This window comes from Orbaceae bacterium lpD04 (assembly GCA_036251935.1).
In the GTDB taxonomy this organism is placed as follows: Bacteria; Pseudomonadota; Gammaproteobacteria; order Enterobacterales; family Orbaceae; genus Orbus; species Orbus wheelerorum.
This window is the reverse complement of the sequence record CP133967.1, coordinates 1,611,210-1,625,624: the sequence shown is the minus strand read 5'-3', so window position 1 is coordinate 1,625,624 and position 14,415 is coordinate 1,611,210. Positions and strand designations below refer to the sequence as shown.

Genomic DNA, 14,415 nt, shown 5'->3' with positions numbered 1-14,415 from the left:
CACCTACTTACTTTATAACATAATAAAAACTGATAGTACAAGTAAGTTTGCTCACTCAAACGCTTGAGAAGCGCCTATCTTCTTAGGTCATTTTATTACTTGTAAATAAACTTTTTAGCCCACTTTTTATCCTATTGTTATTTTATGGTAATCGTTAATCATCTAGGTCAAAATGCAGTAAATAATAGTTTTCATGATGAGCTAACAGTAAATCACTCCACCGCGTGGCATACCAAATAGGCGGAATGGTTTTAATTTCATATAAATAACATTTCGTTAATGCTATTGGGGATAGTGTATCAAGAAAACCTAAAGTTGCCGAATTTCCGTTTTCTTGGTGCACGGTAGGTGAATAATTCTGATTAAAAAACCATTTATCAATTTGATGTATAAATTCATCAACGGTGATCTGTTTCGGACTGATGTGCCAGAGTGCTGCGTCAAAATATTTTCCTTGTCCATTTGGAATAGATTGAAAATAATGGGCTAAGGTTTGAGTAAAATCGCCCTTGTTATCAAGTAATGTAATCATATAATTACAACAGTGATTAGGTCCGACATTTAAGCAACGCATTGCATCAAGATAACCATTTATGCAATCAAGATTTATTGTCATATTCTTTCTCATAATAAATATTGAAGAGTATTATCTAATCGTAGATCTTAGTTTATAAATTTGACTATTGCCCTAATTCTCTTACTAATAAATCAAAGATAATATTTTGGAATATTTTCATTTTTCCTTCATCGCCCAGTAATTGCTTCATTTGCTCTTTATGGGCTTCACTGCTATTAAAAATGGCATTGTCAGTTGCCGCAGAAAAGTCGCCAAGAATGGCTTGTTCACGGGTGTTATTTCTAATTTGCGTCATCACTGTTCTGTTTTCCGATAATTTATCTTTAATGCTCATCGCATAGTTGATCATATCTTTATTGGTCAAATGATCCGTGATAAACACCTCATTAAGTCGTGATAATATCACCGATAAAAACGTCTCTTTTTGATCTTTCGCACGGCCAGTGCCCGCTTCACCACCTTGCGGTAAATAGACGTTTTGATCCTCTTTAAGCTTAAGGGGTTGCTGACGAATTTTAGACAAGCGATAGTGACTCATTTCCACATTAGTTAAATCAATCTCATCTTCGGCAATGATTTGCTCACGCAGCATTGGCCGTAGATGGCGGGCATAAATACTAAGTTTTTCAAGGTCAGCATCACCATAATCGACGATTTGCGATAAAAACTCATAGGCGCGCACATACGTGCCTAAATCCTTTTTGAACATCTCAAGCCGATCCTTTTCAATTTTTATGATCGCTAAAGAATTTTCCGAATTGGCAATTAAAACCGGATCTTCGGTTTTTTTGGTCCGTTTAAGCATATCAAGACTGGTTTGATAAGTCTCTATAGCATGTTCATATTGCTTGCGCCAACGTTCAACCGCGGGTTTACAGATATTGCTAATCGCGGCCGCTGTTTTATTGGTCGTAAAGAAGCAGTCAATAAACTGCTCCACTTCGGCCCACGTAAAAATTTTTGCTGTTCGAATTTTATCGGCAAGATCAAAAATAGAATCAGGATCAGTTACATCTTCTAGCGATGCAGTTTGATAATACGGTTGGAAAGCAGCGAGAATATCCTCGGGCTCATTAAAAAAGTCGAGAATAAAGGTACCCGATTCCGCTTTACCGGGATACGTTCGATTTAACCGCGAGAGTGTTTGCACACACTCAACGCCGCCCAGTTTTTTATCGACATACATGGCACAAAGTTTGGGCTGATCAAAGCCGGTTTGGAATTTATTGGCAACAATCATCACTTGGTAATCGTCACTATCAAAGGCTTTGCGCATTTCACGCCCTTTGAGCTGCGGATTCATCTTATTTTCAGTGAATTTTTCGCCGATCAAATGGTGACTATCGGCATCGTGTTCATCAAAAAGCACTTCGCCCGAAAAGGCGACCATCGCCGTAATATCGGGGTAATGATTCTCGGCAATATATTTATCAAAGGCGAGCTTATAACGCACCGCCTCTTTGCGTGAACTGGTCACCACCATGGCTTTGGCTTGCCCAGCTAATAAATGCGAAATATGCTGTTTAAAATGCTCAATAATCACTTTCACTTTTTGTGAAATATTGTGCTCATGCAGGCGCACCCATTTATTGAGCTTAATTTTAGCCTTTTTCTCATCAACGGATTCGTCACGCGCGGCCAGCTTTTGGCGCAACTGATAGATCACTTTATAATTGGTGTAATTACGCAGCACATCCAAAATAAAACCTTCTTCAATGGCTTGGCGCATAGAGTAAACATGAAACGCCTCTGGCTTATTGTTTTTAGACGGCGGTAAGGTAGGATCAGGCACCCGGCCAAACAGTTCTATGGTTTTGGTTTTTGGCGTTGCCGTAAACGCATAATAACTTAAGTTTTTGTTCGGCCCTTTTGCCTCAACGGTAGCATTGAAATTATCCTCGGAAGATTGAAGCTCATTTTCGCCATCAACCATTAAGACTTCTTTTAGTTTATTTGCAGTGGAACCCGATTGCGAAGAGTGTGCCTCATCAGCAATAATCGCATAACGGCGAGTTTTTAATGAAACATCATCCTCAATCGCTTTTAATACAAACGGAAAGGTTTGAATGGTGACGATAATAATCGGCTTGGCATGCGCTAGCGCATGGGCTAATTTATCAGATTTACTGCCTTGCCCCACGTTATTATTGATGGGTTCAACCACGCCCTCGGCATGTTCAAATTGATAAATGGTATCTTGCAGCTGCGAGTCAAGCACATTACGATCCGTCACCACAATCACCGAGTCAAATAGCTTATTGCCATTGTCTTGGGTTAATTTCGATAACTGGTGAGCTGTCCAAGCAATCGAGTTAGACTTGCCAGAGCCCGCACTATGCTGAATTAGGTATTTTTGCCCTACCCCTTCGGTTTTGGCAGATTCAATCAGTTTTGCTACCACATCCCATTGGTGAAAACGCGGAAAAATCAGCGATTCTTCTTTATATTTAAGGCCTTGCCAGTCCTCTTTGTCCTTAATTTGCAAATGGATAAAGTGACCAATAATCGTTAATAAATGATCTTTTGTCAGCACCTCATTCCACAAATAATCAGTAGCATATCGATTAAGATCTGCCGGTTGCTCATTGCCGGCGCCACCATCTTGGGTGCCTTTATTAAACGGTAAAAAATAGCTATCCGCTCCTTTTAAGTGCGTTGCCATATACACTTCGTATTGGCTGACCGCAAAATGCACCAATGCACCGCGTTTAAAGGTTAATAGCGGTTCAATTTTTTTAGTTGCCGGATCTTTAGCCAGTCGCGTGGTTTTATATTGATGAATCGCATTATCAATCGACTGTTTAAACTCAGATTTCAACTCCATGGTGACAATCGGTAAACCATTGAGAAATAACACTAAATCAATGCGCCATTTTTTCGCTTCTTTACCGGTTAAGCTCTCGATATCGGCTTTAGTATGCGGGCTATACACTAACTCCGGCACAATACGTAAAATATTGTGTTGATAATTGGCCAGCACGGTCGAATTCAGCGTATTTTCCGGTTTAAATTGACATAAAAAGAAGTGGGCAGGCGTTGTTTTGATGCCATGACGCAATACCCCAAGCGTACCAAATTTACGTGATGCGTCGTTGGTGGCATTGATATCGGCTTTTTGAAGCTGCTTCACCACTGCTTCACAAAATTGTTGTTCGTTATTTTGCGGATAACGCTCACAAAACTTTTGCCATTCCTTGGGCTGGGTATTTTTGACAAAGGTGACAAGATCCGCTTCATACAAGGCGCGTTCACGGTTGTAATTTTTGGGCGAACCAAGTTGCCAGCCATGCGCCAGCATTTGGTTGATGATGTCCTGCTGAAACGTGGATTCTTTTGCCTTGTCCATATTCGTATTCCTTCACCATTTATGACGTTGTTAAGATTGGCCGTGTTATACCATCTTAATGGATTATGCTGTTATTTTCTAGTTAGGCGCCTGCCACTCACGCACATCGATTTTACCCGTTACCGCCGCCGAGATTAACGCGGTGCGGCGCTCTTTTAATAAATTGATCTGGAGCTCTGCCTTTTCTACTAATGAGGAATATAAACTCAAATTTTGTTTTATATAGATAGAAATACTATTTTGTTCTGCACTTGGTGGCACAGGTGCATTAAACTCGTTAAAAGCTTCTGTTGGTAATCGCCATCTACCAATATTCGCTGCGCCTTGACCAAGTGGATAGAATATTTTGTTGATATAACACATTTGTAATAAATATAGATAATATTGAGGTTCAGATAAAGAATCTTCTAATGTAAACACTCGATAATCAGGGCTTGTTACTCCAAGATATGGCGAAAGGTCAACAAATCCGGTTAGTAAATCCATGTGATTCATTGCGAAATCACCTTCATTTACAATTTGATATTTGGAATAGTCCATAGAAAGCTGTCCATCACCACTTTCTATATCTTTAATTTTTATTCCTCGCTGAGTAATTGATAAAATATCATAACCCAACGTGCCAGCTATTCTTTTACGAATTTTAAAAAAACGTTTAAAAGGTTTAATTTTCCAATGCTCCGGCACTTCGCCGAGCCATTCAACACCGGAGTCTTTCATTTTAACATTAGGATCAAGCCCTTTGGTCACCGCGTGGCTAATCACGGCTTGGCGCTTTTCTTTTAAAAGTTCAATCAGTTTTTGTTGTTTTTCAATAAGCTGGTCAATCTTAGCGGTTTCATAATCAAGGAATGCTAAAATTTTTGTCTGAATCAATATATCAGGAAATGTAATTTCAAAATTTAAAAATTGTGGCAAACGTAAAGAATCAACAGTTGATTTTGCATTACCATCTAAAGCAACTTTATAAAAACTTGCCAGCAAATAGTAATATATAAACCGCCCATTAACATAAGCAAAGTTAGTTAGTGCATAAACTCTTTGATGACAGCCAAACTTTCCATTAACGTAATGATATATTTTACCAACACCAGCGCCATCCCCTGCCGTTAATACTGCCTCACAATCGAAAGTATATGAATTAATCCTTTCTATATGAGGTGATCTGACAAAAAAAGGATATATACCATCCTCAACAGCGTTAACTGTATCTTTATCACCAGTTTTAATACGAGATAAATATTTTAATTTTTTTAATTCCCAATCACTTGGAATTCCCCCCAACCATTCAACCCCAGAATCTTTATATTCTGGGTAGGTTTGGTATTTAGCTAATGTGCTCATGATGAATGAACCTCTTCAAGTAGCGTCATAATCTCTTGGCTGATAGCAAAAAGATCGGCATCAATCGCGGCTAAATCACGGGGCGGTTGGTAAACATAAAAATGACGATTAAACGGGATCTCATAGCCGACTACGCCAATCTCGCCATCTTTTTCATCTTTTTTATCCGTATTGATCCAAGCATCAGCAACATGGGGCAGCACTTCTTTTTTTACATAGCGCTCAATTAGCTCGGTCGTGGTTACGGTTGGATCAAGTGCAATATTTTCATAATCGCGCAAATCACCATCTTGCTCAAATTCCACCACTTTACCGTGATATGGGCAAGCACCATAAAGCGGATTGACGGCGGTTTTAACTATTTTTTTAACTATCGGTTCAGCCTCAGGGTTCTTCCACGTGATGGCTTCGATAATTTGCTTGCGCTCTTTGGCGGTCAAGCTAACATTGGCCGATTTTTCTGCCTTTTTAAAGGCCTCATTAAAGTGGTTAAAATCGTTAGACTGGGCTGTACCCAAAACCGCTTGTAACGCTTTGGCTTTATTAAATAGTTCGGTTTGATCCTGCCACGTTTGGATGTTTAACAGATCTTTAATTTGCGTCTCTTTTAACTCGCTAAAATCGGCTTTGATCATGGCGCGTATTTCGACGGCTTTTTCGTGCAAGGCTTCGCTGCTAGTAAAAAATTGTCCATCATAATGCTCAACTAAGGTTTGCATAATGGCATTGAGCGGTTTTGGCGCATAACGCAATTTGGCAAGGCGTTCATCACTCATTTGTGCTGATAAGCGCAGTGGACGTTCAATGGTAATACGGCGATAACCAAATTCATGGGATGCAAAAACTTTGCTGGTTAAGCCATCAATATGTGGGCTGTCGCCATTTAATTGTTCACCATAGGCTTTAACAATCGCGTTGATGGCGGCGTCATCCAGATAGTGGCGTTTAGATCCTAATGATTTACGCATTTTGCTCGCTAGGCTTGCCGCATTAACCAGTTGGATATGCTTCCTACGCTCAACGCTTTTCTTATTACTGAGGATCCAGATATAAGTCGAGATGCCGGTGTTGTAGAACATATCGGTTGGCAGTGCGATAATCGCTTCTAATAGGTCCGATTCTAAAATATACCGGCGAATTTCACTTTCACCACTGCCGGCGCTACCAGTAAAGAGTGGTGAACCATTTAAAATAATACCAATGCGGCTACCGCCCTGTTGGCTATCATACATTTTACTGATTAAATGTTGCAAAAAAAGTAGCGAGCCATCAGAGACGCGTGGTAAGCCTGCACCAAATCGACCATTCCAACCTTTAACCGTATTTTCGTCTTTGATCTCTTTTTCGATTTTTTTCCAATCGACACCAAAAGGCGGATTAGACAGCATATAATCAAATTGCTTGCCCGCTAACTGATCATTGGATAAGGTGTTGCCCAGTTTGATTTGTTGTACATCTTGCCCTTTAATCAGCATATCGCCTTTGCAAATAGCATAGGATTCGGGGTTAAGCTCTTGGCCAAAAGCACGCATGATGGCCTTGGGATTAAGCTCGTGTAGATATTCCATGCCTGCCGATAAAAATCCGCCGGTTCCCGCTGTTGGGTCATAAATCGTTCGGATGGCACCGTCTTTGCTGAGCGCTTCATCATCGCCCGAAAAAACCAGTGCGGTGGTTAAATTGACGATATCACGCGGGGTAAAGTGTTCCCCAGCCGTATCGTTTGAGCTTTCAGCAAAGCGGCGAATAAGCTCTTCAAACACCAGCCCCATATCATGGTTGGAAATTGCTTTAGGGCTTAAATCATAATTGGCGAAGATTTGAATCACTTTATAAAGCAGATTAACGTCTTCAAGCTGAGTGAGAAACTCTTCAAATTTAAAATGTTCAAAAATTTCACGGGCATGTTTGGAAAAGCTTTGGATATAGAAGTTTAGATTTTTTTTAATATCCGCTTGGCCTAGTTTTTTTAAGTCCATCGGCGAAATATTAAAAAAAGTTAACGGCGCTATTTCACGAAGCAGCATTTTTTCTTGCATCTCTTCCGATAGATCCATCAGCTTAACTTCTTGATATTTACTCAGTACCTTCTCTTTACTGTCAGCTAATACACACTCCAAACGGCGCAGCAGAGTAAAAGGTAAAATAATGCGGCCATATTGTGATTGTTTGAAATCGCCACGCAAAAGATCAGCAACCGACCAAAGGAAAGCCGCTGTTTGTGAGAAGTTATTTGTCATGATTGAAAGACTTAATCGCTAATGTAAAGTTTAATACGGTAAATAATAGCAACAGTCATCGCAAATGTCGATTTTTCTAACTGCTATTGACGAAAAGATAATAGTCAGTAACTTTTACCAAACAGCCTCCCATAACTATGATTCCTTGCTTTATCTTCATTAACATCAATTTTAGTTAAGTACTCACGATCCTTAATGTAATTTAAAATAGTTTTTTACATTAAAAACAGCTATTACGATAACTTTTGAACGAGATTTTATTCAATATCATGAGTAGATTTGGTTACTTAATGGCTGATTCTTTTTAGCAAGAATTATTTTAATATAATAAGCGTTAATATATTTCGATGCAGAGCAGCCACATTATCACGCTGATTTTTATGTTGGATCGTTTGACCTAACTCCTTCCCAACCAATCATAGCCATTTTTCTATCACTTCCCCAATGATATTGACCTAAGACTCCGGTTGATTTTATTACTCTGTGACAAGGTATTAAAAAAGCAACGGGATTATGGCTAACTGCCGATCCAACTGCACGGCTAGCTTTGGGATTATCGATTCTCTTTGCAACATTTGCGTATGTCGATAACTTTCCCGTTGGAATTTTTAATAAAGCCTCCCAAACCTTAATTTGAAAATTTGTACCTTTAAGGTGTAATTTTACTTTATCTAGTTTCGACCAGTCCTGCGAGAATATAAAGAGTGCATTTTGCTGAATTTTATCGGTGCATTGCCTATATTGTGCATTAGGATAATGCGCTATTAATTGTTCTAGCGATAGACATTCATCATCAACAAAAGCAACATGGCAAATCCCTTTTGTCGTTGAAGCAATGATAACCTCTCCAAACGGACTATTAGCAAAACTATAATTAATTAATAAACTTTCTCCGCCATTTCTATACTCACCAGGGCTCATACCCTCAATGCTGATAAATAGATCATGTAATCGACTTGTACTTGATAGCCCTAAAGCATGAGTCGTATCTAGTAATGAGATATCATCTTGTTTTAAAATATTTTTCGCGTGAACAATATTAATGTAACGCAAAAACTTTTTAGGGCTAACCCCTGCCCAATCAGAAAACATTCGCTGAAAATGATAATTGCTTAAATAGACATGTTCGGCTACCAAATCTAACATCGGTTGAGACTTATAATTCATATCAATATAGGTAATTGCTTTTTTAATTCGCTCAAAATCTACCTCTTTTTGTGTTTTCATTATGATATCCATTTAATTATCAACGCTTGTGAGAATAAGCTTTGCAGCAATATTTGATAACTTTCTTCGCTACTGTTTAAATTTTTGTCTTATTTTCACTTTCATTATTCGATTATATAAATTTGATATGAGCATAACAATCTGATTGTTGCTGTTTAAAAGGAAATCGAGATTTTCCTAATCCTAAAAACAGATAACAACTACGCTAAATATTACCGTTCACCGATCACTCCTCACGTATAAATACTTTCATTTTATAAAGCGATTAACCGCATTAAAAATAGACAATAAAAAATTTCAGCAAGATCTGGATTGTCTATAAGCTGGTATAAATGCAAATATAATTGAGCAATAAACATAAGGACAATGACGAATGGAAGATCTAAACAATAAAAGAATGGAAACTAAAATGAACAACTTAATAATTCGTAAACTGTCTTATTCAAATTTATCTGCGCAGTTTTCAGAACAAATAATTATAGCCGTGCTTCCGATTATAGCGGTGCTATCGATGCATGCTTCAGCATCTGAAACGGCATTTATACAAATGATTAATACCCTACCGTTTCTATTACTATCGATTCCAATGGGAATACTTGCAGATAGAGTATCTAGAAAGAAACTAATGATCGTCATAGAAATAGTTCGTGCAGCCGCTATTTTTATATTATTTTATTTGATGTATTCAAAAAATCTGTCAATAAACAAAATTGCATTTTTTGGATTTTTTATAGCAATGGGTACTGTTATTTATAGTGTAGCAAATCCCGCTTTAGTCGCATCTTTTGTAAAAAAAGAACAATTGATTAATGCCAATAGAGCAATAGAAATTGCTAAAAGTGTGGCTTTTACTGCTGGCCCCGCTTTAGGCGGGATCCTTGCCGGTTATTTTTCTGGGGCATTAGCGTTTATATTGGCTTTTATGCTTTCGCTAATAAGCGCTATTTTCCTAATATGTTTACCTAAGGAGTTAGCGCAAGCAAAATCAGAAAGAAATATAATTCAAGAAGTATGTGATGGTTTTGTTTTTTTAGCCAACAACAAATATTTAATGCCGATAACTATCACCGCTTTTGTCTTTAATCTATCACTGTATTTACTACTATCGATTTTTTCCTATTATGTGATAAATAATCTGTTTTTTACTGCCTTTGAAGTTGGGTTTTCACTAAGTTTACTCGGTTTAGGAATGTTAATAGGATCATTTCTATATAAGTTTATATCGATAAAAATACACTTTGGCTTGCAACTGACTTTAGGTCCTATATCTGCTTTTATCGCATCAGTATTAATATTTTTAACGACGATATATCCAAGTAACATATTGGTTTTTATTTCATTTTTCTTTTTTGGATTTGGCCCTATTATATGGACGATATCGACAGTATCGCTAAGGCAGTTAGTTACCCCTAATAATATGATAGCCAAAATATCGTCGGTAATAATGACGGTTACCTTTGGTGCAAGGCCTTTAGGGGCGGCGGTAGGTGTATCGATAAGTACAAGTTTTGGTGTTAAGGGGTGTATTTCTGCTGTTTTTATCGGTTTTTTTATTCAGCTAGTCATTATTCTTTTTTCAAAGCCAGCTAAATTAAAAAATTTATCAGATGCAGAAAAATAATAGTAAAGTTATCAAAGTGCGTTGTTATTTAGCGTAGAACGCAATCTATTTTCATAAAACACGTAAACTTTGATTGAAAAGGCATATTAACAGGGCGAAAGTTAACATCGCTATGAACTAATACTAATGACTGATACATTTTCGGTTCTTTTTATGATAAAAAAACCATGTTAAACTTAACGCGGTTTAACGTATGGAAAATAACTATAATAATAGGAACCTCATCGCAATGCACTTTTAACAATTAATATTAAATAATTAAATCTCACTTTAAACGCCAAGTTTTAAAACTTGTTGTTAACAGCTTTTTTTATGTTTAAATAACTTCCCTACTCAGCTTTTTTTGGTAATAGTAAAATGAAAATACATATTTTATGACAATTAAATTACTCCATACCGAGCCGTTAATTGATGAAGTGATACAAGCTATTATTGATTTTTGGGGTGAGGGATTAATTCATATTATCATTACTCCAGATACTTTGCTTGAAGAAGATCTTGGTATTTCCGGTGATGATGGCATTGAGCTACTTGAAGTTATTGAACAAACTTTTAATGTTGATTTTAATTATCCCGATGATGGTGAGGATAATTTTCGTCATAACTTTGACTTAGACGAAAATGAATATTTATTTACTGGTGAAGGTTGGAGTTCTGGCTGTTTATTTGCTAATTTACTTGATTTACTGCGCCTTTCAAATATTCCTATTATTAAGAAAAATTTTTTTCCTGTTCAGCCTATTATCACCGATTTGAGTGTTCGAAAATTACATAGTGTTATCGGTAAAATTAAAAGATTAACTTGACGATGCCGCCAAATCATACAATATGGAGTACGATACATTAATGTTTAATAAAAAACCACTTTCTCATTACCATCCGTTACTTTATTGGTTAAGGGTGAATCAACGTCGTCTTTTTCGATGGTTGCATTGGTCTTTTTCTAGTAGAAAATATAGCTTACATTGCGAAACAGAGCTACGATTACCACATCGTTATAAAAAACACACATCAAAATTAATCCGCCGATTGGGCGATAGTGATATCAAGCTGCAATATAATAAAGTAATCAATTTAAAAATTGCTGTTAAAAAATTGAATGGCGTATTAATTAAACCAGGTGAATACTTCTCTTTTTGCCGCTTAGTAGGTAAACCAACTCAAAAAAAAGGATTTGTTGAGGGAATGGAGTTATCATTTGGCGAAGCACGAAAAGGGATCGGTGGCGGTATTTGTCAAATTAGCAACCTTATTCATTGGTTAGCATTGCATTCTGAATTAAAAATAATAGAACGTGCTAATCACAGTTTTGATCCTTTTCCTGACGAAGGACGGGTATTACCATTTGGTTCTGGTGCAGCAATTTTTTATAACTATATTGATTTAGTACTCTATAATCCTACCGATAATATTTTTCAAATGGTATTTACCGTGGGTGAAAACCAACTTGAAGGTGAATTGCTTTGTGATCATAGCCGTGAATACACCTACCACGTATATGAAAAACAACATGCATTTACCAAAAAACAAGATATCATTTATCGTCAAAATGAAATTTGGCGTGATGTATTAACAAAACAAAATGTTGGAGGATCCGCGCTTTGTTTAAACTCTACGATGCTTTATAAAAATAAAGTGGTAGTAAAATACTCTGTTGATAAAGAAAGGGTACAAAATTGATACGATAATAATAAACCACATGCAAACATCGGCATCTGATCTACCAACATTTGGTTTACAAAACGAACGACCGAGATGCCATAATATTAATCACGTTGTAACCTATGAAAAAAACATCTGTCACTCAAAGCCTATAGGCTAAATTTGAACAAAATTTATTAAAAATCGGCTTAATCAGTGCCTAAGAAAACGGCTTAAATATAAAACATCTTATCAAGCCTTTTTTAAACTAGATTGGCACTTAGATGTTGGATTTAAGTGCTTTTTTACATTAAAAACATAGGTTACGATAACTTTTGAACGAGGTTTTAATTAGTAGACATTAATCGATTTGGTAGTTGTACACACAAATATCCGTTTACCCTATCAAACTTTATTTCAACATAACGTTTAAAAAGATGACTGTTTTTTAATAAACGTAAGCTTATGTTCAATTAATGTATTATCAGCTAATGTTTGTAATATTTCAGATATCAGCCTATTCCTTTCTTTTAATTCAAATTCTCTCTCGATAATATGTGAGTATAAATAATCGATAAATAACAGAAATTGGGCTTTATCTTGTTGATTTGATGCAAATAAAATAGGGGAATTAACAACATTTATCGCCACTTTTTTTGAATTAAATGCTAATTGAACACCTCGGTTAAAACCCATTAATAGTTTAACTTTAGTGAGGTTGATCTTTTTTAATTCTGTTAGGGTATAAATCTCGGGTTCTTTATTTTGCTGATGAATAGTGATCCCAATTGGCGTAAATTTAATGGTCCATGTCTTTTTCATAACACGGCTTAGGTACATAGCAGCTAAAATTGCAGGAACAATGACTCCGATAAAAAGGCTACCAAAAATAACATAAGGAAGCCATGGGGTATCTCTTGCGGTCATGCCCATCGTAAATACTAAATATTGAGCGAGTAAAAAAAAGATTGCTCCACCAATTAAAAAACCAATCGTTAAAGACACATATATCAAACACTGGATTTGATTTCTTGCTAATCCACTAAACTGAAATGATTCGTTCATGATAATTATCTATAAATTTTAAAGCAAGAATGATATATAAAGTTAGTTTATATATCAATTAAATTATCTAAACAACCTAACAATAAGATTACTCGGTTAGATTTTAGTTGGCACCCTATTCTTTTTGATTTAACCAGAGCTAACAGCATCAAAGGCTAGTTTGGTGCCAACTGTTTTTTGAATTTAACCGCCCAATAAATAGCTTTAACAATCTAAAATATATCAATATCAGTCATTAAATTGCCCCAACAATGGGGTGCGGAGTATAGAGCTCTTCAAGATAATGAATATCGCTGTCTGAAAGTGAAATATCTAGAGCACCAACTGCATCGTTAATATATTCCAACTTTGTTGCACCAATAATCGGCGCTGTCACGCCTTTAGCAAAAAGCCAAGCTAATGCAATTTGTGTCATTGTTACGCCATATTTTTCAGATAGCTCTTTAACTCGAATGGTAATATGGGCATCAATATCTTGAGTTCGATCATATTTTTCAATCGCTGTTTTGTCTGTTTTGCTTCGCAACGTCGTACTTTCCCACTGCGGCCTTGATAATCGCCCTGCGGCAAGGGGGCTATAGGGTGTTAATGATACATTTTGCTGTTTACAAATAGGGATCAGCTCTCTCTCATCTTCACGATAAAGCAAATTATAATGGTTTTGCATTGAAACAAAGGGGGCAAAGCCTTCTCGCTCGGCAATAAGCTGCATATTATAAAATTGATAACCATACATTGCAGATGCCCCAAGTGCTCGAACCTTACCTTTTTTTACTAGGCTATTAAGCGTTTGCATCGTCTCTTCTATCGGGGTGGTATAGTCAAAACGGTGAATAATATACAAATCAATATAGTCAGTGCCTAAACGCTGTAAAGAACGATCTACCTCTTTTAAAATAGCCGTTTTTGAAAGGTGACCTTCATTAAAATAGACTTTGGTTGCCAGTATTACTTTATCTCGAGCGATATTTTTTTTGATTGCCTTACCAAGATATTCCTCGCTAGTTCCGGCTGAATAAGTGTTTGCCGTATCAAAAAAATTAATACCTAAATCGAGCGCGTGCTTAATTATCGTTTCACTTTTTACGGGATCTAACGTCCATGCATGCATATTGCTAGCGGGATCACCAAAGCTCATGCAGCCCAAACAAAAACGAGATACCTTTAGATCAGAATTGCCAAGTTTTATATAATTCATATTATGATCCTTATTGCAGCAAAGTTATCATACTGCTTAAAATTATCACGTTATTTATCTAACCCTTTTTCTTTCAACCAATTAGATAAATGATCGGCTATTTCCATGTTATTTAAATCTTGCATCATAAAATGACGGGCTTGGTATCACTTGGCT

At 36.7% G+C, this 14,415-nt stretch carries 10 protein-coding genes; 3 read left to right on the top strand and 7 right to left on the bottom strand.

Annotated features, from left to right (window positions below):
* Positions 1-154: 154 nt before the first annotated feature.
* The 5 genes from RHO14_07415 to RHO14_07395 all read right to left on the bottom strand — a co-directional run bounded on the left by RHO14_07415 (position 155) and on the right by RHO14_07395 (position 8,734).
* Complete coding sequence (locus RHO14_07415; protein WVD70182.1) at positions 155-616, bottom strand: hypothetical protein; 462 nt, start codon at positions 614-616, stop codon at positions 155-157.
* Positions 617-680: 64 nt separating this feature from the next.
* A complete protein-coding gene (locus tag RHO14_07410) occupies positions 681-3,923 on the bottom strand; it encodes a type I restriction endonuclease (protein WVD70181.1) in 3,243 nt (1,080 codons plus the stop codon).
* 78 nt (positions 3,924-4,001) lie between these two features.
* A complete protein-coding gene (locus RHO14_07405) occupies positions 4,002-5,267 on the bottom strand; it encodes a restriction endonuclease subunit S (GenBank protein ID WVD70180.1) in 1,266 nt (421 codons plus the stop codon).
* The gene (locus RHO14_07400) at positions 5,264-7,507 is read right to left on the bottom strand and encodes a class I SAM-dependent DNA methyltransferase (GenBank protein WVD70179.1); all 2,244 of its coding nucleotides are present in this window, start codon (positions 7,505-7,507) and stop codon (positions 5,264-5,266) included. Before RHO14_07400 ends, RHO14_07405 begins: the two co-directional genes overlap by 4 nt.
* A 378-nt stretch (positions 7,508-7,885) precedes the next feature.
* A complete protein-coding gene (locus RHO14_07395) occupies positions 7,886-8,734 on the bottom strand; it encodes a methylated-DNA--[protein]-cysteine S-methyltransferase (GenBank protein ID WVD70178.1) in 849 nt (282 codons plus the stop codon).
* Positions 8,735-9,143: 409 nt separating this feature from the next.
* On the opposite strand from RHO14_07395, the gene RHO14_07390 reads away from it, so the two are divergent.
* The 3 genes from RHO14_07390 (at position 9,144) to RHO14_07380 (ending at position 12,035) form a co-directional block, all read left to right on the top strand.
* On the top strand, positions 9,144-10,355 hold the full coding sequence (locus RHO14_07390) for an MFS transporter (GenBank protein WVD70177.1): 1,212 nt from the start codon (positions 9,144-9,146) through the stop codon (positions 10,353-10,355).
* 374 nt (positions 10,356-10,729) lie between these two features.
* Positions 10,730-11,161 (top strand): hypothetical protein, encoded by a 432-nt coding sequence (locus RHO14_07385; GenBank protein WVD70176.1) that lies wholly within the window; start codon positions 10,730-10,732, stop codon positions 11,159-11,161.
* 40 nt (positions 11,162-11,201) lie between these two features.
* The gene (locus RHO14_07380; protein WVD70175.1) at positions 11,202-12,035 is read left to right on the top strand and encodes a VanW family protein; all 834 of its coding nucleotides are present in this window, start codon (positions 11,202-11,204) and stop codon (positions 12,033-12,035) included.
* Positions 12,036-12,425: 390 nt separating this feature from the next.
* Here RHO14_07380 and RHO14_07375 read toward each other — a convergent pair whose 3' ends face one another.
* Both RHO14_07375 and RHO14_07370 read right to left on the bottom strand, forming a co-directional pair.
* A complete protein-coding gene (locus tag RHO14_07375) occupies positions 12,426-13,061 on the bottom strand; it encodes a hypothetical protein (protein ID WVD70174.1) in 636 nt (211 codons plus the stop codon).
* Positions 13,062-13,296: 235 nt separating this feature from the next.
* Positions 13,297-14,259 (bottom strand): aldo/keto reductase, encoded by a 963-nt coding sequence (locus RHO14_07370; GenBank protein ID WVD70173.1) that lies wholly within the window; start codon positions 14,257-14,259, stop codon positions 13,297-13,299.
* Positions 14,260-14,415: the final 156 nt, after the last annotated feature.

Bases quoted from the DNA above. Each gene is read 5' to 3' on its own strand.
- RHO14_07415 (WVD70182.1), bottom strand. From the start codon at position 616: ATGACAATAAATCTTGATTGCATAAATGGTTATCTTGATGCAATGCGT.
- RHO14_07410 (WVD70181.1), bottom strand. From the start codon at position 3,923: ATGGACAAGGCAAAAGAATCCACGTTTCAGCAGGACATCATCAACCAA.
- RHO14_07405 (WVD70180.1), bottom strand. From the start codon at position 5,267: ATGAGCACATTAGCTAAATACCAAACCTACCCAGAATATAAAGATTCT.
- RHO14_07400 (WVD70179.1), bottom strand. From the start codon at position 7,507: ATGACAAATAACTTCTCACAAACAGCGGCTTTCCTTTGGTCGGTTGCT.
- RHO14_07395 (WVD70178.1), bottom strand. From the start codon at position 8,734: ATGAAAACACAAAAAGAGGTAGATTTTGAGCGAATTAAAAAAGCAATT.
- RHO14_07390 (WVD70177.1), top strand. From the start codon at position 9,144: ATGAACAACTTAATAATTCGTAAACTGTCTTATTCAAATTTATCTGCG.
- RHO14_07385 (WVD70176.1), top strand. From the start codon at position 10,730: ATGACAATTAAATTACTCCATACCGAGCCGTTAATTGATGAAGTGATA.
- RHO14_07380 (WVD70175.1), top strand. From the start codon at position 11,202: ATGTTTAATAAAAAACCACTTTCTCATTACCATCCGTTACTTTATTGG.
- RHO14_07375 (WVD70174.1), bottom strand. From the start codon at position 13,061: ATGAACGAATCATTTCAGTTTAGTGGATTAGCAAGAAATCAAATCCAG.
- RHO14_07370 (WVD70173.1), bottom strand. From the start codon at position 14,259: ATGAATTATATAAAACTTGGCAATTCTGATCTAAAGGTATCTCGTTTT.